20 protein-coding genes are annotated in these 24,606 nt (G+C 49.5%); 3 read left to right on the forward strand and 17 right to left on the reverse strand.

Annotation, left to right across the window (positions count from 1 at the left end; genetic code table 11):
- Positions 1–59: 59 nt before the first annotated feature.
- The 6 genes from trxB to hprK form a co-directional block, all read right to left on the reverse strand.
- Positions 60–1,013, reverse strand: coding sequence for a thioredoxin-disulfide reductase (gene trxB / locus KNO95_RS06770; protein ID WP_026825433.1), 954 nt, complete (start codon positions 1,011–1,013; stop codon positions 60–62).
- A gap of 68 nt (positions 1,014–1,081) precedes the next feature.
- Positions 1,082–2,554 carry a tetratricopeptide repeat protein gene (locus KNO95_RS06775; protein ID WP_026825432.1) on the reverse strand — a complete coding sequence of 491 codons (1,473 nt, stop codon included), beginning with the start codon at positions 2,552–2,554 and terminating at the stop codon, positions 1,082–1,084.
- Between the two features lie 294 nt (positions 2,555–2,848).
- Positions 2,849–3,331, reverse strand: a complete 483-nt coding sequence (locus tag KNO95_RS06780; RefSeq protein ID WP_026825431.1) for an acyltransferase — start codon at positions 3,329–3,331, stop codon at positions 2,849–2,851.
- Entirely contained in the window at positions 3,324–3,974 is a 651-nt protein-coding gene (gene ppaX, locus KNO95_RS06785) for a pyrophosphatase PpaX (protein WP_026825430.1), read from the reverse strand. The genes KNO95_RS06780 and ppaX overlap by 8 nt, the downstream gene beginning before the upstream one ends.
- Positions 3,974–4,792 (reverse strand): prolipoprotein diacylglyceryl transferase, encoded by an 819-nt coding sequence (lgt, locus tag KNO95_RS06790; protein WP_026825429.1) that lies wholly within the window; start codon positions 4,790–4,792, stop codon positions 3,974–3,976. The genes ppaX and lgt overlap by 1 nt, the downstream gene beginning before the upstream one ends.
- 2 nt (positions 4,793–4,794) lie before the next feature.
- Positions 4,795–5,730, reverse strand: a complete 936-nt coding sequence (hprK, locus tag KNO95_RS06795) for an HPr(Ser) kinase/phosphatase (protein ID WP_026825428.1) — start codon at positions 5,728–5,730, stop codon at positions 4,795–4,797.
- A 147-nt stretch (positions 5,731–5,877) separates the two neighbouring features.
- On the opposite strand from hprK, the gene KNO95_RS06800 reads away from it, so the two are divergent.
- Positions 5,878–6,234 carry a hypothetical protein gene (locus KNO95_RS06800; RefSeq protein ID WP_026825427.1) on the forward strand — a complete coding sequence of 119 codons (357 nt, stop codon included), beginning with the start codon at positions 5,878–5,880 and terminating at the stop codon, positions 6,232–6,234.
- A gap of 37 nt (positions 6,235–6,271) precedes the next feature.
- Here the strand turns inward: KNO95_RS06800 and KNO95_RS06805 are convergent, their stop codons facing one another.
- The 3 genes from KNO95_RS06805 to uvrB form a co-directional block, all read right to left on the reverse strand.
- Positions 6,272–7,441, reverse strand: coding sequence for a DUF4097 family beta strand repeat-containing protein (locus KNO95_RS06805; protein WP_026825426.1), 1,170 nt, complete (start codon positions 7,439–7,441; stop codon positions 6,272–6,274).
- Positions 7,442–7,506: 65 nt separating this feature from the next.
- Positions 7,507–10,380, reverse strand: a complete 2,874-nt coding sequence (uvrA, locus tag KNO95_RS06810; RefSeq protein WP_026825425.1) for an excinuclease ABC subunit UvrA — start codon at positions 10,378–10,380, stop codon at positions 7,507–7,509.
- A complete protein-coding gene (gene uvrB, locus KNO95_RS06815; RefSeq protein ID WP_026825424.1) occupies positions 10,381–12,351 on the reverse strand; it encodes an excinuclease ABC subunit UvrB in 1,971 nt (656 codons plus the stop codon). It abuts the gene before it with no gap.
- A 462-nt stretch (positions 12,352–12,813) separates the two neighbouring features.
- Between uvrB and KNO95_RS06820 the strand changes: the two genes are divergently transcribed.
- Both KNO95_RS06820 and glpK read left to right on the forward strand, forming a co-directional pair.
- Positions 12,814–13,521 (forward strand): MIP/aquaporin family protein, encoded by a 708-nt coding sequence (locus KNO95_RS06820; protein WP_026825423.1) that lies wholly within the window; start codon positions 12,814–12,816, stop codon positions 13,519–13,521.
- Positions 13,522–13,549: 28 nt separating this feature from the next.
- Positions 13,550–15,067, forward strand: a complete 1,518-nt coding sequence (gene glpK, locus KNO95_RS06825) for a glycerol kinase GlpK (RefSeq protein ID WP_026825422.1) — start codon at positions 13,550–13,552, stop codon at positions 15,065–15,067.
- A 65-nt stretch (positions 15,068–15,132) separates the two neighbouring features.
- On the opposite strand, the gene KNO95_RS06830 is transcribed toward glpK, so the two are convergent.
- The 8 genes from KNO95_RS06830 to cccB all read right to left on the reverse strand — a co-directional run bounded on the left by KNO95_RS06830 (position 15,133) and on the right by cccB (position 24,558).
- Positions 15,133–16,287 carry a PDZ domain-containing protein gene (locus tag KNO95_RS06830; protein WP_353048119.1) on the reverse strand — a complete coding sequence of 385 codons (1,155 nt, stop codon included), beginning with the start codon at positions 16,285–16,287 and terminating at the stop codon, positions 15,133–15,135.
- A gap of 28 nt (positions 16,288–16,315) precedes the next feature.
- The gene (locus KNO95_RS06835) at positions 16,316–17,719 is read right to left on the reverse strand and encodes a S41 family peptidase (protein ID WP_214878514.1); all 1,404 of its coding nucleotides are present in this window, start codon (positions 17,717–17,719) and stop codon (positions 16,316–16,318) included.
- 101 nt (positions 17,720–17,820) lie between these two features.
- A complete protein-coding gene (locus KNO95_RS06840; RefSeq protein ID WP_026825419.1) occupies positions 17,821–19,152 on the reverse strand; it encodes a murein hydrolase activator EnvC family protein in 1,332 nt (443 codons plus the stop codon).
- Between the two features lie 23 nt (positions 19,153–19,175).
- Complete coding sequence (gene ftsX, locus KNO95_RS06845) at positions 19,176–20,078, reverse strand: permease-like cell division protein FtsX (RefSeq protein WP_026825418.1); 903 nt, start codon at positions 20,076–20,078, stop codon at positions 19,176–19,178.
- Positions 20,068–20,754, reverse strand: coding sequence for a cell division ATP-binding protein FtsE (gene ftsE / locus KNO95_RS06850; protein WP_026825417.1), 687 nt, complete (start codon positions 20,752–20,754; stop codon positions 20,068–20,070). Before ftsE ends, ftsX begins: the two co-directional genes overlap by 11 nt.
- A 379-nt stretch (positions 20,755–21,133) precedes the next feature.
- Complete coding sequence (gene tnpB / locus KNO95_RS06855; RefSeq protein ID WP_026825416.1) at positions 21,134–22,306, reverse strand: IS200/IS605 family element RNA-guided endonuclease TnpB; 1,173 nt, start codon at positions 22,304–22,306, stop codon at positions 21,134–21,136.
- A gap of 197 nt (positions 22,307–22,503) precedes the next feature.
- Positions 22,504–24,108 carry a BCCT family transporter gene (locus KNO95_RS06860; RefSeq protein WP_084483622.1) on the reverse strand — a complete coding sequence of 535 codons (1,605 nt, stop codon included), beginning with the start codon at positions 24,106–24,108 and terminating at the stop codon, positions 22,504–22,506.
- Between the two features lie 114 nt (positions 24,109–24,222).
- Positions 24,223–24,558 (reverse strand): cytochrome c551, encoded by a 336-nt coding sequence (gene cccB, locus KNO95_RS06865; protein ID WP_026825415.1) that lies wholly within the window; start codon positions 24,556–24,558, stop codon positions 24,223–24,225.
- Positions 24,559–24,606: the final 48 nt, after the last annotated feature.

Genomic DNA, 24,606 nt, shown 5'->3' on the forward strand with positions numbered 1-24,606 from the left:
TAACGAACGTCCGAAAAAAAGAGAAGGACCGCGGTTCCCCGCAGTCCTAGCTTCTTGAATCATGCGTTTTGTTCTTGCAACGATTCGAGGAGTCCCTCGATGAAGTGTTGAGCATTTTGAGCGGCAATCGACCCGTCGTTTGTCGCCGTGACGACTTGACGGAGTGTTTTCTCACGAACGTCACCGGCAGCGAAGATTCCTGGAATGTTCGTTTCCATCGCTTCGTTTGTGACGATGTAACCTTGCTCGTTCGTGATGCCGAGGTCTTGGACGAACCCCGTGATCGGGTTCATACCGATATAGATGAAGACGCCGTCGATTTCGTGGTCTGTCTCTGTCCCGTCAACCGTGTTGACGAGACGAACCCCACCGACTTTCCCGTCTTTTTCTGTAATTTCTTTCACCGTATGGTTCCAAATGAAATCGATTTTCTCATTGTCGAACGCACGCTTTTGAAGAATCTTTTGTGCGCGGAGCTCGTCGCGACGGTGAACGATTGTCACCTTGTTCGCGAAACGTGTCAAGAAGACACCTTCCTCAACGGCTGAGTCGCCACCACCGATGACGAACAAATCTTTCCCTTTGAAGAATGCCCCATCACATACCGCACAATACGATACACCACGGCCGCCGAGCTCTTCTTCACCCGGTACGCCGATTTTCTTATACTGAGCACCAGAGGCGAGAATGATTGCACGCGCTTTGTAGTCTCGGTTGTGCGCATGCACGACTTTATATTCTGTTTCATCCGAGATGCGCTGCACGTCCCCATATGCATACTCCGCACCGAACGCTTTCGAATGGTCGAACATTTTTTGCGATAAGTCAGGACCGAGGATGCTATCGTAGCCCGGGTAGTTCTCGATGTCTTCCGTATTGGCCATCTGACCACCTGGAATTCCGCGTTCGATCATAAGCGTTGAAAGGTTTGCACGTGAAGCATATAGCGCAGCGGTCATTCCGGCAGGACCGGCACCGATGATAATGACGTCATAAATTTTTTCTTCTGTCATGTTTATTCCACCTCTGCAAGAAATTGATTGCCTTTAGTATAAGAAACCTGTACGGGTATCGTCTATCTTTATGCTTGTTCGAGTGTTCGTTTGAAAGAACGTACCTTCTCTGTCAACGTATCGACCGGAAGATGGAAGGCATTCGCACAGTCTTCGAGAATCAGCGCGTCTCGTTTTGTATAAAACATCCAGACGAGCGCAGCGGCCGATGCCGTTACGTCCAAGAATGGTTCATCAGACAATAAAAGTGTGGCAAAACGTTCATAGAAGTCACCTTCAAGACTCATCCGTTCCGCTTCCGAAACGTGTGCTTCAGCCAAGATAAGTGCGTCAAACGCACGTTTGATTCGTTCGTCTCCATTGAACGATTGACTACAGAGGTCGGCACGGCACATCTCCGCGAACGCGCGGACCGTCTCGTTCTCCGTCACCGCATTCGTGAGCGCGAGCGCTTCGAACGCCTCGTCGTCTTTAAGGTTAGAGATAATACGAATAATCTCGACTCGAGCCAAATCGCTTTCTTGACGCAATCCCTGGACGAGCGCCGAACGAAACTCAAGGTTTTCCCTAATATCGAAGCTCTGCCTCTCTTCGAATCGTTTCATCTCTTCATTGTTCAAGTAGGTGGCTGCCTCTTCTAATCGTCCTGTCTTGTAGGCAGACACGCTGAGCCAATGCCCGAACAATGGGTCACCGCGAAACCCGTGGTCCTTCAATAAGCGCAATTCTTCATACGCACGGTCGTAGTGACCGACGAGTGCGAGTGTCGTCGCTAATTTATAACGCAAGTCGTATTGGAGCGGACGGACACGTGTGAGCGGTGTCGATAACTGGATCGCCGCTTCCGAGTGTCCTGCTTCATGAAGCAAGAGAATCGTATTTAAAATCGCATGCAAGTTTCCAGGATTTTGATCGAGTACATATTCGAGCGTCCGGAACGCCGCTTGATCATCACCGAGATAAAAGCTGACGACCGATAAATTGTTATAAGCCGGCCAAAACTCTGGATATCTCCCGATCAGGCGTTCGAGTGTCGCCTTTGCCGCAAATAACCGTCCTTTGTCGATTTGACGCTGTGCTTCTGTATGCCACGTAATCAACTCATCTTCTTCCTCGTCCTCGAGCTCTTGTTCGAGCTCAATCAGTTCAAGAAGGGATTGCACCGCTTCCGTGTAGTGACCTTTCGCGTCACGATCGAGATATTCGGATGCATAATTTGCGGCTTCTTCATATTGAGAGACATAGGCACAGTTACTCGCTAAGTGATAAAGCGCCTCTGTCGCAGTCTCGTCGAGCTCTAAAACTCGCTTCCACACGTCATTGGCGTGGTAGATCTCCCCTACTTCAAACAACAGTTCTGCGTACTGTTTATGATAGTCGACGCGATGCGTGGCTGCCGCTGTCGCTTCAGCCATGAAAAAAGTCGCTTCATCTAGGCGACCTTCACGTAACGCACGACGACCTCTATAGTAGTGGAGCTCCGCAGCGAGCGGAGATTCTGGTTCGGGTAGCGTCATTACTGCTTCATAGTTCGCTTCCATATTCTAAATCCTCCACATCATCTTTAAATCTTTTTTTAGTTGCAGGGATAAGAATACCTCACTCGAACAACGAGGGCAACTGAAAAAGTTAAAAAAAATCGCGACTATATTCCTTCTATAATGAATATTTTTTACTAGGTTCAAAAATTATTTTTGAGCGAAAATATGTTTTTTTCATTTCTGTACTTTTTTCCATTAAAAAGCGGTATCTCTTTAAAAAAAAGTGATACCGCTCAAGTATTCTTTCATCTTCTTATACAAAACATGCACGAAAACTTTTTGCGAAAAATTGTGTCAAATATGTGTCAGCGATTGTAGTTTCGCCCCGACGACTCGTTCACCCGGCAACACGTCGCGATGAACAATCGCGCCAGCGCCAACGACAGCACCGTCTCCAATCGTCACACCAGGCAAGATGGTCACATTCGCTCCGATCAACACCTCATCACCGATGACGACGTCCCCGATCCGATACTCATCCACGAGATACTCATGACAAAGAATCGTCGAATTGAACCCGATGACCGTGTTGCGACCAATCGTGATCCTCTCCGGGAACATGACGTCCGGTGTGACCATGAGGGCAAGTGCACTATACTCTCCAATGTTCATGCCGAGAAACGTCCGGTAGAGCCAACGCTTCGCCTTTACTGAAGGAAAATAACGGCCGACGAGCACGACCGCCGTGTTTTTGAAGACACGTAAAAAACGAATCGTCCGATACATCTGCCAAAGCGGATTCGGTCCGTCGATATGAAATCGCTTCGTTTTACGCACGGACGCTTACCTCATCGAGCCATGCCTCGAAATGTTCCATCGTATCAATGATGACGTCTGGCTCGAGCGATTCGAGGAAAGGACGACCTTTGAGTGCCCAACCGACTGCGACCGTTTTCGTCCCGGCGTTCTTTCCGCTGAAAATGTCGGTATCGTTATCGCCGACCATGACCGCGCGTTCTGCCGACGAATCGAGCGCCTGAAGCGCACGCTCGACCGGTTCGGCGTGAGGCTTTTCGTTCTCAACGTCATCTGCCGTCACAACGACGTCAAACAAATGATCGATGTTGAATAATCGAAGCCCCCGCTCGACGACGGGACGCCCTTTCGACGTGACGATCCCCATCTTATAGCCTTTCGCATGGAGGCGGTATAACCCCTCGATGACACCGGGATATTCTGCGACGAGTTGATCATGCATCGCGATATTAAAACTTCGATAGAACGCCTGCATCTCTTTCCATTCCGGTTCGTTGAGTTCACGGAACGACTTCTCAAGCGTCGGTCCGATGAATCGATAGACGTCTTCATCCCGATACGTATTTTCTGGGAAATAGTATTCGAACGTATGACGGAAACTCGCGATGATGAGCGGGTTCGTATCGAGTAACGTTCCATCCAAGTCAAATAAGAGCGTATCCATTAATCAAACAGTCCTTTCTCTGATGGGTCGTTGTACCGTTTCGCGTTGCGGCGAAGAATCATCATGACGATACCGAAGAGGATCAAGGCGATAGACACCATTTGGGCCGCACGCAAATCACCTGACATGAGACTGTCCGTACGAAGTCCCTCGATGTAGTAGCGACCGATCGAATACCAGACGAGGTAGGACAAGAAGATATACCCACGTCGTGGGTTTCCGACCATACGCCAAACGACGAGGAAGATGACCCCGATGATGCTCCAGACACTCTCATATAGGAACGTTGGAATATAGTAAGCCCCATCGATATACATCTGATTGACAATCCAGTCCGGCAACATGAGCGTGTCTTGTAAGAAGCTACGCGTCGTCTCTCCACCATGCGCCTCTTGGTTCATGAAGTTCCCCCAGCGCCCGACAGCCTGTCCGAGAAGAAGGGAAGGTGCCAGGATGTCTGTCACTTTCCAAAAAGACATCGATTTTCGCATACAGTATACGATAACGACAAGGAGCGCCCCGAAGATGGCACCGTGGATAGCAATTCCGCCTTGACGGATATCGATGATTTGCCCAAGGTTTTCTGAGTAATAATCCCACTGGAACGTCACGTAATAAATACGCGCAAAAATGATACTGATCGGGATCGACCAAATGACGACATCCACAAGTCGCTCCGAATCGTAATTGATGCGCTTCGCTTCATATAAAGCAAGAACGAGACCGAGCATCGCCCCGAAGGCGATAATCATGCCATACCAATAAATTGGCAGAGATCCAATCTCAAATGCTACACGATCAAATGTCGGTTCTACCATGATCACAAGTCTCCTTCAGTGTCCTGAATCGCGTTTGCAAGACGTTCCGCAAACTCTTCAGCCGTATTGATTCCCATGTTTTGGAGACGATAGTTCATCGCCGCGACTTCAATGATGACCGCCAAGTTTCGGCCTGGGCGAACCGGGATCGTCAGGAGCGGGACTTCACTATCGATGATTTTCATCACGTTGTGGTCCAGTCCGACACGGTCGTACACTTTGCCCGGATCCCAGTTCTCCAAATTGACGATGAGACTGATTTTTTTATGCGACCGAACCGCTCCGGCCCCGAACAACGTCATGACATCGATGATGCCAATCCCACGAATCTCAAGTAAATGACGAATGAGTTTAGGCGCTGAACCGACGAGGAGTTGGTCGCCGGTTTGACGAATCTCAACCGAGTCATCAGCGACGAGACGGTGCCCCCGTTTGACGAGTTCAAGCGCGGTCTCGGATTTCCCGACACCACTTTGCCCTTTGATGAGGACACCGACGCCGTAGATATCGACGAGGACCCCGTGCATCGCCGTCATCGGCGCGAGCTCCATCTCGAGGAAGTTCGTGATTTGTGATTCGATTGAAGTCGTCACCGCATTCGTCCGCATAAGTGGAACGTTTTCTGCTTCCGCTTCTTCCTCGATTTCTTTTGGAATATCGAAACCTCGAGTGATTAAAATACCGGGTGTGTGTTCCGTACATAAAATTTTGGCGCGCTCACGACGCTTTTCTTCCGATAGGCTCGCATAAAAAGTCAATTCCGTCTTCCCTAATACTTGCAGGCGGTTTTTCGCATAGTGCGTATAGTAACCAGCAAGGACGAGACCTGGTCGACTTAGGTCGGGTGTTGCGACCGGACGATGAAGTCCTTCCTCTCCCGCAATAATTTGAAGTTTAAAACGCTCAACGACTTGAGCTGTGCGTACGATATTTTGCATCAGTATCTGCCCCTTTCACGCTCATTATTGTATCATAGCTCTTTCTATGAAAGGTTAGAGAAGTGATGAACAACGTGTCAAAAAATTGATGAAACTTTCATACATTCTGTTCGTAGGAAGGGTATAAGCATAATGGGAGGTGTAGTAATGGAAGGATTATTTGGAATCGTCATCTTATTTGCGATCGTGATCGGGATTGGTTCGCTCGTCTATATCATCAAGTCGTTGATCGATATGTGGAAAGAATATGCGGCGACGAAAAACGAGACGGTCTTACTTTTGTTCATCTTGAATATCATCGGATTCTTTTTATCGGGTGCGCTCATCTCGATGATTGTCGCCATCATCTTCTACTGGACTCGTTCGAAGTCGATGCGCCTCTTCGGAATCATCCTTTTGATTGCCGGGCCAGTTCTCTTCATCGTCTTCGCGGTCAGTGCCTTCGCGCTGTATGATACTCAGATGATGGATTGGCAACAAATCGAGTATGAAATGAATCTATAATCAAAAAAATCCCGAAGGCGGCGCCTTCGGGATTTTTTTATTGTTGATGGAACGGATTATTCAAATCGCCTGGGTCGACCGGATCGACCGGGTCAGCCGGCTCTGTCTGTTCTTCATCTAAGAATGTCGATGGTGTATACACCGAACCATGCTCTAAGTCGATGGTACCGGTACGTGTTCCCGCTTCGACTTCGATACGAGGTGTTTGACCTCGACCAGACAAGAATTCAAGTCGACGTTGGGCGACGTCCTTGCGGTCACGGATAATCTCGAGTTCATCGAGCAAGCAATGAAGACCTCCGAAGTTCGTTTCTAGTTCACCTTCGACCTCGACACCGTGTGGCAATACGAGTCGAATGTTCCCGGCGAGCGAGGCGAGTTCGAACTTGGCCGGACGAGCCGTTGCCAGTTCCGCACGAATATTTCCGTTCCCTGTCTTAAGGGAAGCTTTGTCGTATTTCCCGCCGATAATGACGGCACCGTTTCCGGTACGGACATGAACGAGTTCCGCTTCTACGCCTTCGATTTCGACCGTCCCGTTGCCAGTATTCAACAGTAGTTCCGATGCATGCACGTCATTTAGCACGACGCGACCGTTCGCGGTTTGTACACGGACGTTCTCGACGTCGAGACCATCGGCCCGGACTTCCCCGTTCAATGTTTGGACATGAAGATGGTTAAAATGGTGATGCGGGATGTACAATTCCACATGGGCCCGGACAAGCTTGTCCCGTAGCGAGACGACGAGACGGTCGCCGATGACGGAATGTTTGACGGCCGACTGTAACTGCTCGAGCGCCTTGTCCGCATCTTGTTGGCGAAGCGGACGTCCCGTTACAATCAGTTCACAGTCTTCGGCATCAGACGATACAATCGTCGCCGATGCGTTGAAAAGATCAAGTGAGATATCGCTGCCTGTAAACGGGAACGACTTCGAGTACGTCACTTCCGGTCCGAAATTCGAGCTGAATGTAAAGTCACTGTCACGAAGTTTCGTCACGAGCCCTTCCATCGCAGACGTCAGTTTCGTCGTAAGCGATTCGACCGAGTACGCATCGACCTTCTCCGTATCCTGTCGTTCTTCAAGCGCTTGAACTTGTTCCGGTTCGAGTCGCTCGAGACGTTCGAGTTGCGTCATCCCCTCCTCAATCGTCATCTTGCCTTCCTTCACTTGCTGGAGAATCAGTTCACGCATTTCTTGTTTCACGTTCGTTTTCCCCCTTCAATTTGATTGCACGTCAATTAACTTCCCGTTTCTCACCATTTCTATACTTATTTCTTTTTCCCTGCTTTCGGTTTCACGCGGGCCGCATCACGTTCAAGGACTGGTTTCAAATACTTGCCGGTATAAGAAGCCGCGACTTCAGCGACTTCTTCCGGTGTGCCGGTCGCGACAATCTCGCCGCCACCGTCACCGCCCTCTGGTCCGAGGTCGATCAAATAATCCGCCGACTTGATGACATCGAGGTTATGTTCGATGACGAGCACCGTGTCTCCGTTCTCGACGAGACGTTGCAACACTTTCAACAAACGGGCGATGTCGTCGACATGAAGTCCGGTCGTCGGTTCATCCAAAATATAGATTGTCTTCCCGGTCGAACGCTTATGGAGCTCTGATGCGAGTTTGACACGTTGTGCTTCCCCACCTGAAAGTTCTGTCGCCGGCTGTCCAAGTTTCATATAGCCGAGACCGACGTCATAGATCGTTTGAATCTTCCGTTTGATTTTCGGAATTTTGTCAAAGAATTCGAGACCCTCTTCAATCGTCATATCGAGCACGTCCGCAATCGTCTTCCCTTTATACTTCACTTCGAGCGTCTCCCGATTATAGCGTTTCCCGTGACAGACTTCACACGGCACGTACACGTCCGGTAAGAAGTGCATCTCGATTTTGATGATTCCGTCTCCGCGACACGCTTCGCAGCGACCGCCTTTGACGTTGAAGCTAAAACGCCCCTTCTTATATCCGCGCATCTTCGCTTCGTTCGTTGAGGCAAATACGTCACGAATGTCATCGAAGACACCTGTATAGGTCGCAGGGTTCGAACGTGGCGTACGACCGATTGGGGATTGGTCGATATCGATGACTTTATCGATATGATCGAGACCTTCGATTTTCTTGTGTTTCCCTGGTTTCGCTTTGGCGCGGTTCATATTGTGCGCTAGCGATTTATAGAGAATCTCATTGATCAATGTCGATTTACCAGAGCCCGAGACACCCGTCACTGCGACGAACATCCCGAGTGGAATCGATACGTCGACGTCTTTTAAGTTGTTCTCCCCTGCCCGAACGATTTTTAAGAAACGCTCGTCCGGTATCTTGCGTTCAACGGGAAGCGGGATGAACTTCTTCCCGGCGAGATATTGTCCGGTGAGCGAATTCTTGTTTTTCATCAGTTGTTTCGGTGTACCGGCAGCGATGACCTGGCCTCCATGCTCCCCGGCGCCTGGTCCGATGTCAATCAAGTAGTCCGCTTCCATCATCGTATCCTCGTCGTGCTCGACGACAATGAGCGTGTTGCCGATGTCACGCATCTGTTTGAGCGTGGCGATCAAGCGGTCGTTATCGCGTTGATGGAGACCGATCGACGGCTCGTCTAGAACATATAGGACACCCGTGAGGCGCGAGCCGATTTGCGTGGCGAGACGAATCCGCTGTGCTTCCCCACCCGAGAGCGTTCCCGCGGCACGAGAGAGTGTCAAATAGTCGAGACCGACGTTATTCAAGAAGCTGAGCCGTTCTCGAATCTCCTGCAAGATGAGACGCGCGATTGCGATATCTTTCTCACTCAACTGTTCATTTAGCCCTTCGAAGAAAGCAAGTGCGTTCACAACCGACTTCTCCGTCACTTGTCCGACGTGCTGGCCGATGATTTTGACGGCGAGCGACTCTTCTTTCAAACGATAACCGTGACAGGTCGGACAGGCATGTGTCGCCATATACATTTCCATCTGCTCACGAATGTAATCGGATGTCGTCTCCCTGTAACGGCGCTCAATGTTGCGAAGAACCCCTTCAAAGAAAATCGTGTTCGTCCGGACTTGACCAAAATCATTCTCGTAGCGGAAGAGGAAGGATTCCTCAGTTGACCCGTTCAAGACGAGCTCTTGGTCACGCTTCGACAGACGCTCAAACGGCACGTCCATATCGATATTAAAATGTGCACACATCGCTGCAAGCAGCTGCGGATAGTACTGGGAACTCGTTGGTTGCCACGCGACAATCGCCCCTTCTTTTAACGTCTTCGACGGGTCCGGGATGACGAGTTCTGGGTCGACGTCTAGTTTCGTCCCGAGACCATCACACGTCGGGCAAGCGCCGAATGGTGAGTTAAACGAGAACATTCGGGGTTCGAGCTCGCCGATTGAGAAACCACAGATCGGGCAAGCATGATGTTCGCTAAAAAGAAGTTCTGTGCCATCCATCTTGTCGATGATGACACGTCCATCAGCGAGACGTAACGCCGTCTCAAGTGAATCCGCAAGACGGCCTTCGACATCCGGTCGGACGACGAGACGGTCGACAACGACCTCAATTGAATGTTTTTTATTTTTGTCGAGCTCGATTTCATCTGTCAATTCAATCGTTTCTCCATTGACACGGACACGGACGAACCCTTCTTTTTTCAACGAATCAAATACTTTCACATGCGTTCCTTTACGCCCCGATACGATTGGGGCCAAAATCTGAAGACGCGTCCGTTCCGGTAATTCCATCACCTGATCGACCATCTGGGAGATCGTTTGACTCGAAATTTCAATTCCGTGGTTAGGACAGACCGGCTTCCCGATTCGCGCGAATAAGAGTCGGAGATAGTCGTAGATTTCCGTCACCGTACCGACCGTCGACCTCGGGTTACGACTCGTCGTCTTTTGGTCGATCGAGATGGCCGGACTGAGTCCTTCAATCGTATCGACGTCCGGCTTATCCATCTGACCGAGAAACTGACGGGCATACGCCGACAAGCTCTCGACGTAACGTCGTTGTCCTTCAGCGTAAATTGTGTCGAACGCAAGCGAAGACTTCCCGGAACCGGACAAGCCCGTCAAGACGACGAGCTGGTCACGTGGGATGTCGATGTCAATATTTTTCAAGTTGTTGACGCGTGCCCCTTTAATGACAATCGCATTTTTCTTTTCAGCCATTTAATTCCCTACCTTCAACTCCAAGATTAAGTCACGCAATTCGGCCGCACGTTCGAACTGGAGATCGCGCGCCGCTTGCTTCATTTCTTCTTCCAACTTGGCAATTGCCGCCTCGCGTTCCGCCGGCTTCATCGTACTGAGCGACTCTAACGCCTCTTCTTCGGCCTCGACCGTTGCTCGGATGACCCCTCGGACATCTTTTCGAATCGTCTGTGGGGTGATGCCATGTTCTTCATTGTAAGCTTGTTGAATCGTTCGCCGACGGTCGGTCTCTTCAATCGCGCGCGTCATCGAGTCGGTCATCTTATCCGCGAACAAGATGACGTGCCCGTTCGAGTTCCGGGCCGCCCGTCCGATCGTCTGGATAAGTGACCGGTCTGAACGAAGGAACCCTTCCTTGTCGGCATCGAGAATCGTGACGAGACTCACTTCCGGGATGTCTAGCCCTTCCCGCAGCAAGTTGATTCCGACGAGGACGTCGTATTTTCCGAGACGAAGGTCACGGATAATTTCAATCCGCTCGAGCGTCTTGATTTCAGAGTGCATATAGTTAACTTTGATTCCGGCCTCCCGTAAGTAATCAGACAAGTCTTCCGCCATTTTCTTCGTGAGCGTCGTCACGAGGACACGTTCCCCTCGCTTGATGCGCTCGCGAATCTGATCCATCAAGTAGTCGATCTGTCCTTTGATCGGATGAATCTCAATTGTTGGGTCGAGGAGACCCGTCGGTCGGATAATCTGTTCAATCATGTCCGGCGTATGTTCGAGCTCATACGGGCCCGGTGTCGCCGAGATGAAGATGGCCTGGCTCAACTTCTTCTCGAACTCGTCGAACTTGAGCGGCCGGTTGTCCTTCGCCGACGGCAGACGGAAACCGTGGTCGACGAGCACTTGTTTCCGTGCTTGGTCCCCGTTATACATCCCGCGCACTTGCGGGAGCGTCACGTGCGACTCATCCGCGATGAGCAAGAAGTCTTTCGGGAAGTAATCGATGAGCGTGTACGGTGTCGCGCCTGCCTCCGTCAAGTTCAAATGGCGCGAATAGTTCTCGATGCCTGAACAGTAACCCATCTCACGCATCATCTCGAGATCGTAGTTCGTCCTCTGCTCGAGACGTTGCGCCTCGAGTAACTTGCCTTCTTCACGGAACTTCTCAAGCTGTTGTTCGAGTTCGGCCTCTATGTTGACGATCGCTTTTTGAAGCTTTTCATCACGTGTGACGAAGTGGGATGCTGGGAAAATCGATACATGCTCGCGATCGGCGATGATTTCGCCGGTAAGCGGGTCCATCTCGCGAATCCGATCAATCTCGTCCCCGAAAAACTCGACACGCAAGCACTGCTCGTCACGTGACGCCGGGAAGATTTCGACGACGTCCCCACGGACACGGAACCGACCCCGTTGGAAGTCGATGTCGTTCCGTTCATATTGGATGTCGATCAATTTGCGAAGCATTTGATCGCGCCCCATCTCTTTCCCGACACGAAGACTCAAGACGAGACTGTTATATTCTTCCGGGTTACCGAGACCGTAGATGCACGATACCGAAGCGACGATGATGACATCATCGCGCTCGAACAGAGCCGAGGTCGCCGAGTGGCGAAGTTTATCGATCTCATCGTTAATCGAAGCATCTTTTTCGATAAACGTATCGGTCGAAGGCACGTACGCCTCTGGCTGATAGTAATCGTAATAGCTGACGAAATATTCGACGGCGTTGTTCGGGAAGAATTCTTTGAACTCGGAGTAGAGCTGTCCGGCGAGCGTCTTGTTGTGGGCGAGGACGAGTGTCGGTTTCTTCACTTCCTGGATGACATTCGAGACGGTGAACGTCTTCCCCGTACCGGTCGCCCCGAGGAGCGTCTGGTACCGTTCACCCCGATTCAAACCTTCGACAAGCTGTCGAATCGCTTCAGGTTGGTCACCTCCTGGTTGAAATTCAGATTGTAATGCAAACGGAATTGATTCCATAAGATACTCCTCACCTTCTCATTTCATAAGTGTCTTGATTATACCATATACACGAACAAATATTCGCTTCTCAACTTTTACTGAGAACGTCTTTATAGAAGAAACGTCATTTGTGCATCGCTTAATATTTTTCCTTAACCGTCTCAAAAGAAACATTCAAATCGTTCAGAAAGATCCATTTGTTCAATTTGTAAAGGTTACTTTTGTAACATAGGAGACGAATGACCAAACAATGGACCATATTCCTATTCAATTGAAATCCCCCCAGTTTTCATGATGAATCATCTATTTCTTATTAGTTCCGCTCTCTACTCATCATTTTTATGAAGTTTACAGGTGTAAATGTGAACATTTTTAGGAAAAAAGTATGATTTTTGAAAAACGCTGTTTTAAAACGCTTACATTTTGGGCATATAATGAAGTGGTAAGTCAAATTGCATAAGGGAGAAAGGGGAGTATCACATGTCAGCATTTGTCAGTGAAATTATTGGTACGATGCTATTGATTCTGCTCGGTAACGGTGTCGTCGCCGGCGTCGTCCTCCGCCATTCCAAAGCGGAAAACTCTGGCTGGATTGTCATCACAATGGGTTGGGGTCTCGCCGTTATGGTCGGGGTCTACGCAGCCGGTATTTACGGAGGTGCACACATCAACCCTGCCGTCACGATTGGTCTCGCGACAGCAGGCGAATTCCCATGGGCGGATGTCCCACTCTACATCCTCGCTCAGTTTATCGGAGCCATCATTGGGGCATGTTTGGTTTATATCCACTATAAACCGCACTATGATGCAACGGACGACCCAGGTTTGAAACTGGCGACGTTCTCGACGGCTCCTGGTATTCGAAGCACACCTTTCAACTTGATTGGTGAGATTATCGGAACGTTCGTCCTTGTCTTCGGTCTATTGTCATTCGGGGCAAACACCTTCGCGGACGGACTTAATCCGCTCATCGTCGGCTTCTTGATCGTATCGATCGGTCTTTCGCTCGGTGGTACGACCGGGTATGCAATTAACCCGGCACGTGACCTCGGTCCACGTATCGCTCACGCATTTCTTCCGATTAAAGGAAAAGGATCGTCAGATTGGGGATATTCATGGATCCCGGTCGTCGGTCCAATTATCGGCGCGATTATCGCCGCACTCATTTATGGCCTTCTCGTCTCGTAACACAATATTTTGAAGGAGGAAATCACATATGGCGAAAGAAAAACGTTATATTTTAGCACTAGACCAAGGAACGACAAGTTCACGGGCAATCATCTTTGACCATGACGGAAAAATTGTCACGGTCGCACAACGCGAATTTAAACAGTATTTCCCAAAACCAGGCTGGGTCGAACATAACGCCAATGAGATTTGGGGTTCTGTCCTCGCCGTCATGGCGGAAGCATTTGGTTCGGCAGACATCGATCCGAACGAGATTGCAGGAATCGGAATCACGAACCAACGTGAAACAGCAGTCGTTTGGGAGAAAGAAACAGGACGCCCTGTATATAATGCAGTTGTTTGGCAATCACGACAAACCGCTGACATTTGTGAAGAACTAAAAGCAGCCGGTCATTCTGATATGGTGCGTGACAAGACGGGCCTTCTCATCGATGCTTACTTCTCTGGGACAAAGGTCAAATGGATTTTGGACAACGTCGAAGGCGCACGTGAAAAAGCCGAGAACGGAGAACTTCTCTTCGGTACAATCGACACGTGGCTCATCTGGAAACTTTCAGGTGGAACGGCCCACGTGACAGACTACTCGAACGCGTCCCGTACACTTATGTACAACATCTATGAACAGAAGTGGGATGACGAATTACTCGACATCTTAACGGTACCGAAGTCGATGCTCCCTGAAGTCAAAGCTTCAAGTGAAGTCTACGCAAACACAATCCCGTATCACTTCTTTGGATTTGAAGTCCCAATCGCCGGAGCCGCAGGTGACCAACAGGCTGCCTTGTTCGGTCAGACGTGCTTCGAAAAAGGGGAAGGGAAAAACACGTACGGCACGGGTTGCTTCATGCTTATGAACACAGGGGAAGAAGCCGTCAAATCAGACCATGGTCTCTTGACGACGATTGCTTGGGGCTACAACGGTAAAGTCGAGTATGCGCTCGAAGGATCGATCTTCGTTGCCGGTTCTGCGATTCAATGGCTCCGTGATGGATTGCGGATGTTGAAATCAGCGAAAGACTCGGAGCAATACGCGACACGGATCGAGTCGACAGAGGGGGTTTACGTCGTACCAGCCTTCGTTGGACTCGGTGCACCTTATTGGAACTCTGACGTTCGTGGCGCTATCTTCGGCCTCACACGAGGAACGGAAAAAGAACAGTTCGTCCGTGCGACAATCGAGTCACTCGCTTATCAGACACGTGATGTCCTCACGGCGATGGAGAACGACTCAGGAATCAACTTGAAGACACTCCGCGTCGATGGCGGGGCCGTCAGCAACAACTTCCTCATGCAGTTCCAATCAGACATTCTCGACGTTCCAGTCGAACGTCCTGAAGTGAGCGAAACGACTGCACTCGGTGCTGCCTACTTGGCAGGTCTTGCCGTTGGATTCTGGAAAGACCAAGCTGAAGTCAAAGAGCAGTGGAAACTCGACAAGAAATTCGAGCCGAACATGGACGAATCTCACCGCGAGGCACTCTACAAAGGTTGGCAACACGCTGTCGAAGCAACAACAGCATTTAAACCATCAAAACTTGACGTATAAGAAAAAAGGGCATCCCCAAGGGTGCCCTTTTTCAGTACAAAAAAGAGTACCCTTGACGGATACTCTCACAGTTTGCGAAGACGGACACGCGGACTCGTCGGTTCCCCGACGAACAAGATGCCAAGTTCATGCGGATCGGTCTCATACATCGCCCGTTGAACGAATCGGATATCACCGTTCAAGTTCAACACTTCGAGCTTAATATAAGGTTTATGTTGCTGGAGCGCCTCATAGAAACTATGTCCTCCCGTGATGACTGTTCCATTGACTTTGTAGATGGATTCACCCGGGATGAGTTGCATCGCTTCCCCCGGTGAATTCGGGAGCGTGTCAACGATGACCGCCCCGCGATTGCCATTGATAAAGACAGGTGTCGTGCCACGATTTTCTCGTTTGATCCACTGTAATCCGAGTTCATAGAGAACGAATAGTGTAATCAATACATAGTCGATATACGGAATCTCCCACGTATAGGATATACCGAACAAAATAAGGGCGATCAATGCGAGCATCGCACGATAGTTACTCAACCGTGCGAGAAGTGTCCCCGGCAAGGCACCGGTCGACAGTAAACTGACCCCAATCGGAATCGGCAGAATGATTGGGATCATCGGCAAATCAAGACCGAACATCGGCGGTAAAAAGACAACGAGCGGGAAAAACCAAACCCGTTTGACGACGTGTCCTCCGATGAACTGCCCACGTTTGGACAAGATTAGTGTCGGTGACGTCTCTTTTGGTCCATCCCATCGTAGGAGAATCGCTTCCGCGAGTGTGACGAGCCCGAACGTCAATGCATAGACCGTCCAATCGACTCGGGCAAGCTCTCTCACCCAATCACTGAATGCCCCATATGCGACAATATCACGTAACATGACGACACCGAATATAATGAGGAGCGGCAACACTGGGTTAAAGAATCGCGGATGCATCGCCAAGACGACAAGCGTGTAAAGAATTGTAAACGAAACTGCCCATTCAAATGTGATGGTCGTCTCCAGTAAAATCGTTGCGGTTGATGAGAGGACCGCCAGCAGGAGACTCGGCCAGATGAAATGCTTCCATTCCGACTTTGGTGAGCGGCGTCTCGAACGAAACATGGCCCGTTCCCGTTTGACTCGGGTCATTGATATGTACGTAAGGGCGACGAGCGTCACCCAAAACAGTGGACTACCTAACAACGTCAATAAAGCCGTAACACTCATTCGTACAACTTCCACGCGGTCCAACCCTTTCTTTCATACAACGTTATTTTGCGGCTTCTTCTAGCGCTCGATTCAGTTGAGCATCGTTTTCCTCATCTTGAATCGCCTCGAGTAGCTTCGATTCGAGTGCCGAGGCTGTCTCTTCATCGACTGTACCTGAAGCCGTGAGATTTTGGTCTGCCTGGAACGCTTTTACGGCCTCTGCCATCGTATCGCCGTAATATCCGGGTTGACCGCCTGGCTCATAGCCGATTCCAGTTAAAATATTGTGCAAGTTCGACACGGAGTCGCCATAGTCCCCGACTTTTAATGACTCTTCTTCTGTTAGCACGCGGGTTACATTGAAGAAATCCGGTTGCTTCACTTCGATGTCCGGCTCGATCCCTTTTTTGTTGATCCAGTTCCCGTCCGGTGTGAGCCATTTGCTCGTCGTCAACTTCAAGTTACTGCCGTCTTCTAAATCGAACGCCGTCTGCACGACACCTTTCCCGAACGTCTTCGTGCCAATGATTGTCGCACCGGCCCCTTCTTTCATCGCACCTGTCAAAATCTCGGATGCCGAAGCAGAGCCTTCATCCGTCAAGACGAAGAGGTCATACGGTTTTGCTTCACGGGCACGACCATTTTGAGCGTCACGGTCCCCGTCCGCATTTTCGATTTGGACGACCGGTTTCGATGTCGGGACGAACCCTTCAGACATCTCGATGACGGCAGGTAAGAGACCCCCCGGATTTCCACGAACGTCGATGATCAAGCTATCGATGTCGTCTGCTTCAAGTTGCTCGAGTTGCTCGAGAAACTCATCGGCTGTCGGTTCTGAAAATTGAGTAACTTGAAGGTAGCCAATCTTTTTACCATCTATTTCTTTCACTTCAGAGAACACGGTCTCAATCGGAATCGTGTCACGTGTGATTTCATAGTCCGCCGTCTGACTGCCACGGCGAATCGTCAGCGTGACCGTCGTCCCTTTCTCTCCTCGAATCAGCTGGACGGCTTCCTGTACATCCATCCCCTCAATCGACTCACCGTCGACCGCTGTGATGATGTCGCCCGGGCGAAGTCCTGCTTCTTCGGCCGGAGCGCCTTTGATTGGAGCGACAATTAAGATGTCTTCTCCTTTCTTCTCCAAAGTTGCGCCAATTCCTTCAAAACTCGATTCAATCGAGTCGGTAAATTGTGATGTTTCTTCTGCGTCTAAGAAGTCAGAGTACGGATCGTTCAGTGCTGCGGTCATACCGTCGAGCGCGCCTGTCAATAAGTCATCTTCTGAGATGTCTTGTAACGAATGCGCCTCAATCAAATCACGTACTTGATCGACTTTATCCCAGCCTTCCGCATTCGTTTGAATCGGAAGAGAAGTGTCTGTAAATGCCATCGTCGCAAGGCCTGCACCGGCCCCAGCCACGAACATTGTGCCAGCGAGTAGTCCTGCGGTTGAATTTTTCACGGGTTGGTCCCTCATTTCTCTTTGTAAGTCTTTTCATTAGTATAGCAAAAACGAAAGGAAAAGCGGACGCGTTCCACATATTTGGGACGCGTCCGCTTGAATTAATAGCCAATATACGGGGCTGGGTCAATCGCATTCGGCTGTCCCGGCGCCCATTTCCCTCGATGTAACTCAAAATGGAGATGCGGTCCGGTCGACCAACCCGTGTTACCGAGCGTCCCGACTGTCTGTCCTGCCGCTACCTGTTGTCCGGCACCGACCGTGATTGCATTCAGATGAGCGTAGACGGTCGTCCAAACCTCTCCATTCATAACATGTGAAACAAACACGACATTCCCATATCCGGTCGCCGGTGCCGCTTTGATGACGACACCTGGTGCACTCGCAACAATCGGTGTCCCTGAAGCATTGACGAGGTCGATTCCCTTATGAATCTCCGAGACACCTGTCAAAGGATTGTTTCGAGGACCAAACGGGCTCGACACATATCCTGACACAGGGCGGACGAATCCGTTCGACGTTGAAACGTTCGTCGGTGTTTCAGGTGGTACCGTCACCTCAGGCGCCTCTTTCACTTCCGATTCTGACTCACGCGCTTCCGCCTCGGCTCTTGCTCGTTCTTCGGCAGCACGCTTTTCAGCTTCCTGTTTGGCACGTTCGGCCGCCTCAGCGGCTTCTCGCTCAGCAATCGCAATCGCTTCGAGCTGTTCGCTGATGATTCGATTCTGTTCGGCCATGACGGCCTGTTCTTCACTGCGTGTCATCTTCTCAAGTTCGAGTTGCTCGACTTGTTCGTTCAGTTCGACCAACAGATCACGCTTTTTCTCGGCTGTACGGTCGAGGTCTTGCTTCGTGATGACGAGCTCACGCTCTTTTTGCTTGATGAACGAGAGTTGGGTACGTTGCGTCGACTCAAGCGACTCTAGGCGTTCCATCTCACTCATATAATTATGTATGAGCTCCCGGTCCTGTTCAGCGATTGTGCGGGCCGTCATGACCCGTGTCACGAAATCGCCGAAAGAGCGGGACTCAAAAATGACTTGTAGATAGGACGTATCTTCATGTACTTGCAAGACACGAAGGCGCTCGTTTAAAAGTTCCTTCTGGTCTTCCAAGTATTTTTCTTGAACAGAAAGTTGTTGGCGGGTCGTCTCGAGCTCTCCACGGGCCGTGTCGACTTCGTGTTGTTGAATCGCGATTTGTTCGCTTAAATCATTCAACCGATCATCGACGACGTGAATTTCTGTCTTTACAGCATCACGCTCTGCCTCTGTGACCTCAAGCTCGGCATCCGTTTCAGCCTGCGCATTTTTCGATTCCTCCAACTCATTGGACAATCGATCTTGTCGAGCTTTTAACGTGTCTTTCTCTGTCGCCATGACAGGCATGGCAAGTAATGATACACACAACCCTAGCGCAAGCGAACGTTTCATCCGCCAACTCCTCCTTATTTAAGTTAGATTTTCAAGAAACGACCGAGCGATGTCGTCGATCCCCAGATCCCGATGAACGCACCGAGTGCAAGTAAGACAAGCGATACTTGGACTGTGAGCGTCGATGGATCAATCAACTTAAATATATCACTATTCAATTGATCAAGCGATGGTTGTAAAGCACTATATGCGACGTCATATCCGAAATAAATGACAAGAATCGGGACAAGAGCCCCAAGCATTCCGAGAACCAATCCTTCAATGAAAAATGGCCAGCGGATGAAGCTGTTCTTCGCTCCGACGAGTCGCATGATCTCAATCTCGCGGCGACGTGAGAAAATGGTCATTTTAATCGTATTCGAGATCAAGAACATCGCCATCAATGTCAATCCGACAATCAACGCGAGTCCACCGATGCGAATCCCGTTGAAGAAGGCGAACATTTTATCAATGTAGTCTTTTCCGTATTTCACATCGTCGACGTTATCGAATGATTCGACCGATTTTGCAACTTCCTCTAGTTCTGTTGGGTCTTGGGCTTTGACGATATAACGGGCGTGGAGCGGGTTGTCTTTTTCAACCGTGCCATAAGCAGCCGCATCGTCCCCAAGTTGGTTTTGGAACTTGGCCAATTCATCTTCTTTCGAACTGAACGTAACCTTCGACACACCCGGTACCTGTTCAATATTCTGTCCGAGTTTCTCGACTGAGCTCTCATCCGCCGTACGGGTGATGAACACTTGAATCTCGACATCGTTCTCTACATTGTCTGAGATTTCATTTACATTGAACATGACGAGTGCAAATACACCGACAAGTAACAAGGTGATCGTCACGGCACTAATTGCCGCGAACGACATCCATCCATTTCGAAGCGTTCCTTTGAACCCTTCACGCAAATGGCGCAATCCAGCCTTAAACATCATAGCCATATGCTCCTTTCTCTTCATCGCGAACGACTCTTCCATTCTCAATCGCGATGACACGGTGGCGAATCTTATCGACGATGTCACGGTTGTGTGTCGCCATGACAATTGTTGCCCCACGGCGGTGAATTTCTTCAAACACTTCCATGATGCCCCATGCTGTCTCCGGGTCTAAGTTCCCTGTCGGCTCATCGGCGATAATCAGCTTCGGTTTGTTCACAATCGCTCGTGCAATCGAAACCCGTTGCTGCTCCCCACCAGAAAGCTCATCTGGATAGTTGCGTGCCTTGTTTTTCAATCCGACAAGATTCAACACATCCATGACTTGCTTCCGAATCGACGTCGTGTCAGCCCCAACGACTTCTAATGCGAACGCAACGTTTTCATACACCGTAAGTGATGGAAGTAATTTAAAGTCCTGAAAGATGACACCGAGTTGACGGCGCAACTTTGGTACATGACGATCCTTGAGTTTACCGACATCGAGTCCGTCAATCAATAATTGACCTTCCGTCGGTTTCTCCTCGCGATAAATCATCTTCATGAATGTCGACTTTCCGGCACCGGAAGGACCGACTACATAAAGGAACTCGCCGTCGCGAATTTCTAAATCGAGGTCATCCATGGCAACGACGCCGTTTGGATATACTTTACTGACTTTTTGCATCGATATCATAACGTATTCCCTACCCTTTTTAAAATATTTTTATGCATCTATGACGAATTGGAATCATTTGTTTTAGTTACTGTATATTTCGCCTAGAGTCTTTTTTACAGGAAATACCCCTCTCTGTCAAGGAGTCATTTCTCGTTTATCGCCTTGCCAAAAAATCATCTAGGGCATTGTTGAAGCGACTACAATTATATCAATCCGACTTTTAAAACACCATTACAGGATTGTTTCAGTTCGATTGAGTTCAGTGGGAAAATGTCGTCATGAAATTCTATTGCACGAATTTGACCTCCATTATGAAATTCAGTTGAACTACCCCCACCTACGCTTCGCTTAGAGGTGGAGGATTCCTGAGTCATCCGACCTGACAGTCGGAACCTGATCAGGCTAGCCCCGTCGTCCCGACGGTTAAAGAAGCCAACATGCGTTCGGCTTCTTGTCTGAGGTTTAGTCCTGCGTTCACATCGCGGTCGTGGTGGACCCCGCAATTCGGGCATGTCCATTCACGCAAACCAAGATGCTTCACGTCTTTGTGTCGATGGCCGCAACTCGAACAGAGCTGGCTCGAGGCGAAGGTCTTCCCCACCTTCACGACGGTCTTCCCGTACCAGTCGGCCTTATACTCGAGCATGCGAAAGAACTCCGACCAGCTGACCTCGGAGATCGACTTGCTCAACTTGCGGTTCTTCTGCATGTCCTTCACCTGCAGGGTCTCGATGCCGATGACGTCGTGGTTTTTGACGATCTCGGTCGACACCTTGTGCAGGAAGTCGGTGCGTCTGTTGGCGATCTTCTCATGGATGCGGGCGACCTTACGCTTCTGCTTCTGGTAGTTCTTCGCCTCGGAAAGTCTCACTTTCTTGTTCAGGGCGATGCGCTGACGACGGGACAACTTGCGTTGCTCCCGCGCCAGTTTCTTCTCGAGGGTGCGGAAGTAACGGTCGTTCTTGTAGAATGTGCCGTCCGATAGAATGGCAAAGTTCTTCAGCCCGACGTCGACGCCGACCGATGAACCGGTCTTCGGCAGTTCACCGATCTCCTGCTCTGCGAGAAGGGAGACGAAATATTTACCCGAAGCTGTTCGTCGGATCGTGGCGTTCAGGATGCGACCCTCGACGTGTCTCGAGTTGGCGAAACGCACCCATTTCAGCTTCGGGAGTTTGAGCTTGTTCCCGACGATCGAGACCTCGGGGAGCTGGGACTTCCCTTGGATGTTCGCCGTATAGGATTGGACGGGGTTTCGCTTCGACTTGAAACGGGGATGATTTTCCTCCTTCTTGAAGAACTTCTTATACGCGTCGGCCAGGTGTTTGACACTGTTCTGGACGGCCGTGCTGTCCACTTCCGTCAACCAACTGAATTCTTGCTTGAGTATGGGAAGTTCTTTCGAGCAGGCATCATACGACAGTCCCTTGCCATTCGCTTCATGGGCCACGTCCCATTTCGACAGGAAATGGTTGAACACGAACCGGGAACAGCCGATCGTCTTGGCAATCAGGACCTCCTGTTCCTTCGTCGGATAGATCCGGAATTTATAGCCCTTGTGCTTCACCATGTGACGTTCACCCCTTTTGAAGATATTTTACCCGAAAGAGAGGCTGGCGATTCATCTCCCACTTTCACGCAAGCACTGTCCTTAACGTTTAGAAGCGGGAGTATTCTCGCATAATTTTGATAAAAAACACCCCGTAGAAGCTGGATGTTCATGTCCAACTTCTATGGGGCGGTTCACTATACAGATATTTTCTTCTATCAATCTGCCTTGTCTTTCAATACATCGAACGGGGTACGCTTTTTCTTTCGGTACTGAATATGAATCGTCGGTGACTCATATTCATCTTGCGCCCGGATATCACTGCTTGAGACACGCATAAACGACCATCCGAGTAAAATCATGATAAATATGAGGGGGAAACCACCGACAATACTTGCTGTTTGTAAAGTTTCAAGTCCTCCGAGGAACATGAGTGTGAGAGGCATGATCGATAGTGCGAATGCCCAAAACAATCGATTCCATACGAGTGGTTCATCTTCCACATGCTTTTGAGTGACTGATGCCAAAATATATGACGAAGAATCGAACGTCGTCGCTAAGAAGATAATGGCGAGGACAGTGAACACCCCAACTACCGCACTTCCAAATGGCAATTGACTAATAATCGCAATGATTGTCGGGGCCGGTCCGTAAGTAGCCATATATGAGATGACATCGAATGTTCCACTTAGGTGAAGGTATAGTCCATAATTTCCGAGAACTCCGAAAAACAGTACACACCCAAACGTCCCATAGACCATCGTTCCGATGATCATGCCACGAATCGTCCGACCACGTGAGATCCGTGCCACGAATAATCCGACGAATGGAGCATAGACAAGCCACCATGCCCAGTAGAATACAGTCCACGACTCAGGGAATCCCGTTGAAGTAAAGCCACCAAAATCACCAAATGGCTCCATCCACGTCGCCATTCGGAAGAAATTATCCATAACAATCCCAACACCGTTGAATGTTGTCTCTAAGATAAAGCGTGTCGGTCCAAATACAAATACAAATGTTAAAATTCCTAATGCAAGCCAAATGTTCAAGTCACTTAGTAATTTGATTCCTTTATTCAATCCAGCATAAGAACTAACTGCAAAAATAACCGTACAGACTAGCATAATCACTGCTTTCATCCCGAGTGATACAGGGATTCCCGTCAATTCACTGATTCCTTCGGCAATCATCGGCGTACCGAGGGCGAGTGTTGTCCCTGCGCCTCCAAGAAGACCGAAGATGAATAAAATATCAATCACTTTTCCAAGTGGACCGTCTGAACGATCACCGAGAATCGGACGGACCGCTTCACTCACCTTCAACACGGATATGCGTCGTACATAATAGAAATACGCAATCGGGAGTGCAGGCAGCGCATAAATCGCCCACGCAATCGGTCCCCAGTGAAACATGCCATATGCCGTCGACCATTGAATGGCTTCTGTTGATTCTGGTGTGAGACCAAACGGTGGTCCTTCGTAATAGTAAACCCATTCAATCACCGACCAGTAAAGAATACTTGACCCAATCCCAGCAGCGAACAACATCGCCGCCCATGAAAAAGTACTAAATTCAGGTTCCTCATCTTCGTCGCCCAACTTAATGTGACCGTTCTTACTGAAGGCAACGTAGATCAAAAATCCGAATGCGCCAAGCCCAAGCGCTAAGTATAATATTCCAAAGTTTGATGTCATATACTCATTTGCCATCCCGACTAAAGCCTTACCTGTTTCCGGGAAGAAAATAAGAGGTAACGTCACTGCTAACAGTAAGATCACTGATCCAATAAATGTTGGCCAGTCTATTAATTTTGTCCTCAAAACCATATCACTCCATTTCTGTAATCTCTTATTACCATACCAATAAAACAGAAAATTGCAACAATTAATCAAAAAAACCACAGGATAGTCAACGCTATTCCTGTGGTGCCTATCTTATTTTTTTTCAGCGAGCCAAGCAGCAACCGCCGTGATTTCTTCGTCTTTTTCAATGACGTTCGCAGGCATTGCACCTTGACCGTTACGAATGACGTTCTCAATATCTTCTGCCGACAGATTAGCGCCGACTTGCTCGAGTGACGGACCACTCATTCCTTCAAGGTTCGCACCGTGACATGCCGCACAGTTTTGTGCGTACACCGCTTCCGCGTCAACCGATGCCGTGTTCGAGCCCGAATCCCCGTTGCTCGACGTATCTTCCTCTTCACCGCCGCCACATGCGCCGAGTGTCAGCATGGCACCAAGGCCAATCGCCATCATCCATTTTTTCATAACCACGTTCCCCTCCTAAGTTGTAGAAATGACCTACATTTACCATTA

This window comes from Exiguobacterium sp. ERU653, from assembly GCF_018617775.1.
GTDB classification, from domain to species: domain Bacteria; phylum Bacillota; class Bacilli; order Exiguobacteriales; family Exiguobacteriaceae; genus Exiguobacterium; species Exiguobacterium marinum.

Excerpts from the sequence above, each read along its gene's own strand:
- trxB (WP_026825433.1), bottom strand. The coding sequence starts at position 1,013 with ATGACAGAAGAAAAAATTTATGACGTCATTATCATCGGTGCCGGTCCT.
- KNO95_RS06775 (WP_026825432.1), bottom strand. The coding sequence starts at position 2,554 with ATGGAAGCGAACTATGAAGCAGTAATGACGCTACCCGAACCAGAATCT.
- ppaX (WP_026825430.1), bottom strand. The coding sequence starts at position 3,974 with ATGGATACGCTCTTATTTGACTTGGATGGAACGTTACTCGATACGAAC.
- lgt (WP_026825429.1), bottom strand. The coding sequence starts at position 4,792 with ATGGTAGAACCGACATTTGATCGTGTAGCATTTGAGATTGGATCTCTG.
- hprK (WP_026825428.1), bottom strand. The coding sequence starts at position 5,730 with ATGCAAAATATCGTACGCACAGCTCAAGTCGTTGAGCGTTTTAAACTT.
- KNO95_RS06800 (WP_026825427.1), top strand. The coding sequence starts at position 5,878 with ATGGAAGGATTATTTGGAATCGTCATCTTATTTGCGATCGTGATCGGG.
- uvrA (WP_026825425.1), bottom strand. The coding sequence starts at position 10,380 with ATGGCTGAAAAGAAAAATGCGATTGTCATTAAAGGGGCACGCGTCAAC.
- uvrB (WP_026825424.1), bottom strand. The coding sequence starts at position 12,351 with ATGGAATCAATTCCGTTTGCATTACAATCTGAATTTCAACCAGGAGGT.
- KNO95_RS06820 (WP_026825423.1), top strand. The coding sequence starts at position 12,814 with ATGTCAGCATTTGTCAGTGAAATTATTGGTACGATGCTATTGATTCTG.
- glpK (WP_026825422.1), top strand. The coding sequence starts at position 13,550 with ATGGCGAAAGAAAAACGTTATATTTTAGCACTAGACCAAGGAACGACA.
- KNO95_RS06840 (WP_026825419.1), bottom strand. The coding sequence starts at position 19,152 with ATGAAACGTTCGCTTGCGCTAGGGTTGTGTGTATCATTACTTGCCATG.
- ftsX (WP_026825418.1), bottom strand. The coding sequence starts at position 20,078 with ATGATGTTTAAGGCTGGATTGCGCCATTTGCGTGAAGGGTTCAAAGGA.
- ftsE (WP_026825417.1), bottom strand. The coding sequence starts at position 20,754 with ATGATATCGATGCAAAAAGTCAGTAAAGTATATCCAAACGGCGTCGTT.
- tnpB (WP_026825416.1), bottom strand. The coding sequence starts at position 22,306 with ATGGTGAAGCACAAGGGCTATAAATTCCGGATCTATCCGACGAAGGAA.
- cccB (WP_026825415.1), bottom strand. The coding sequence starts at position 24,558 with ATGAAAAAATGGATGATGGCGATTGGCCTTGGTGCCATGCTGACACTC.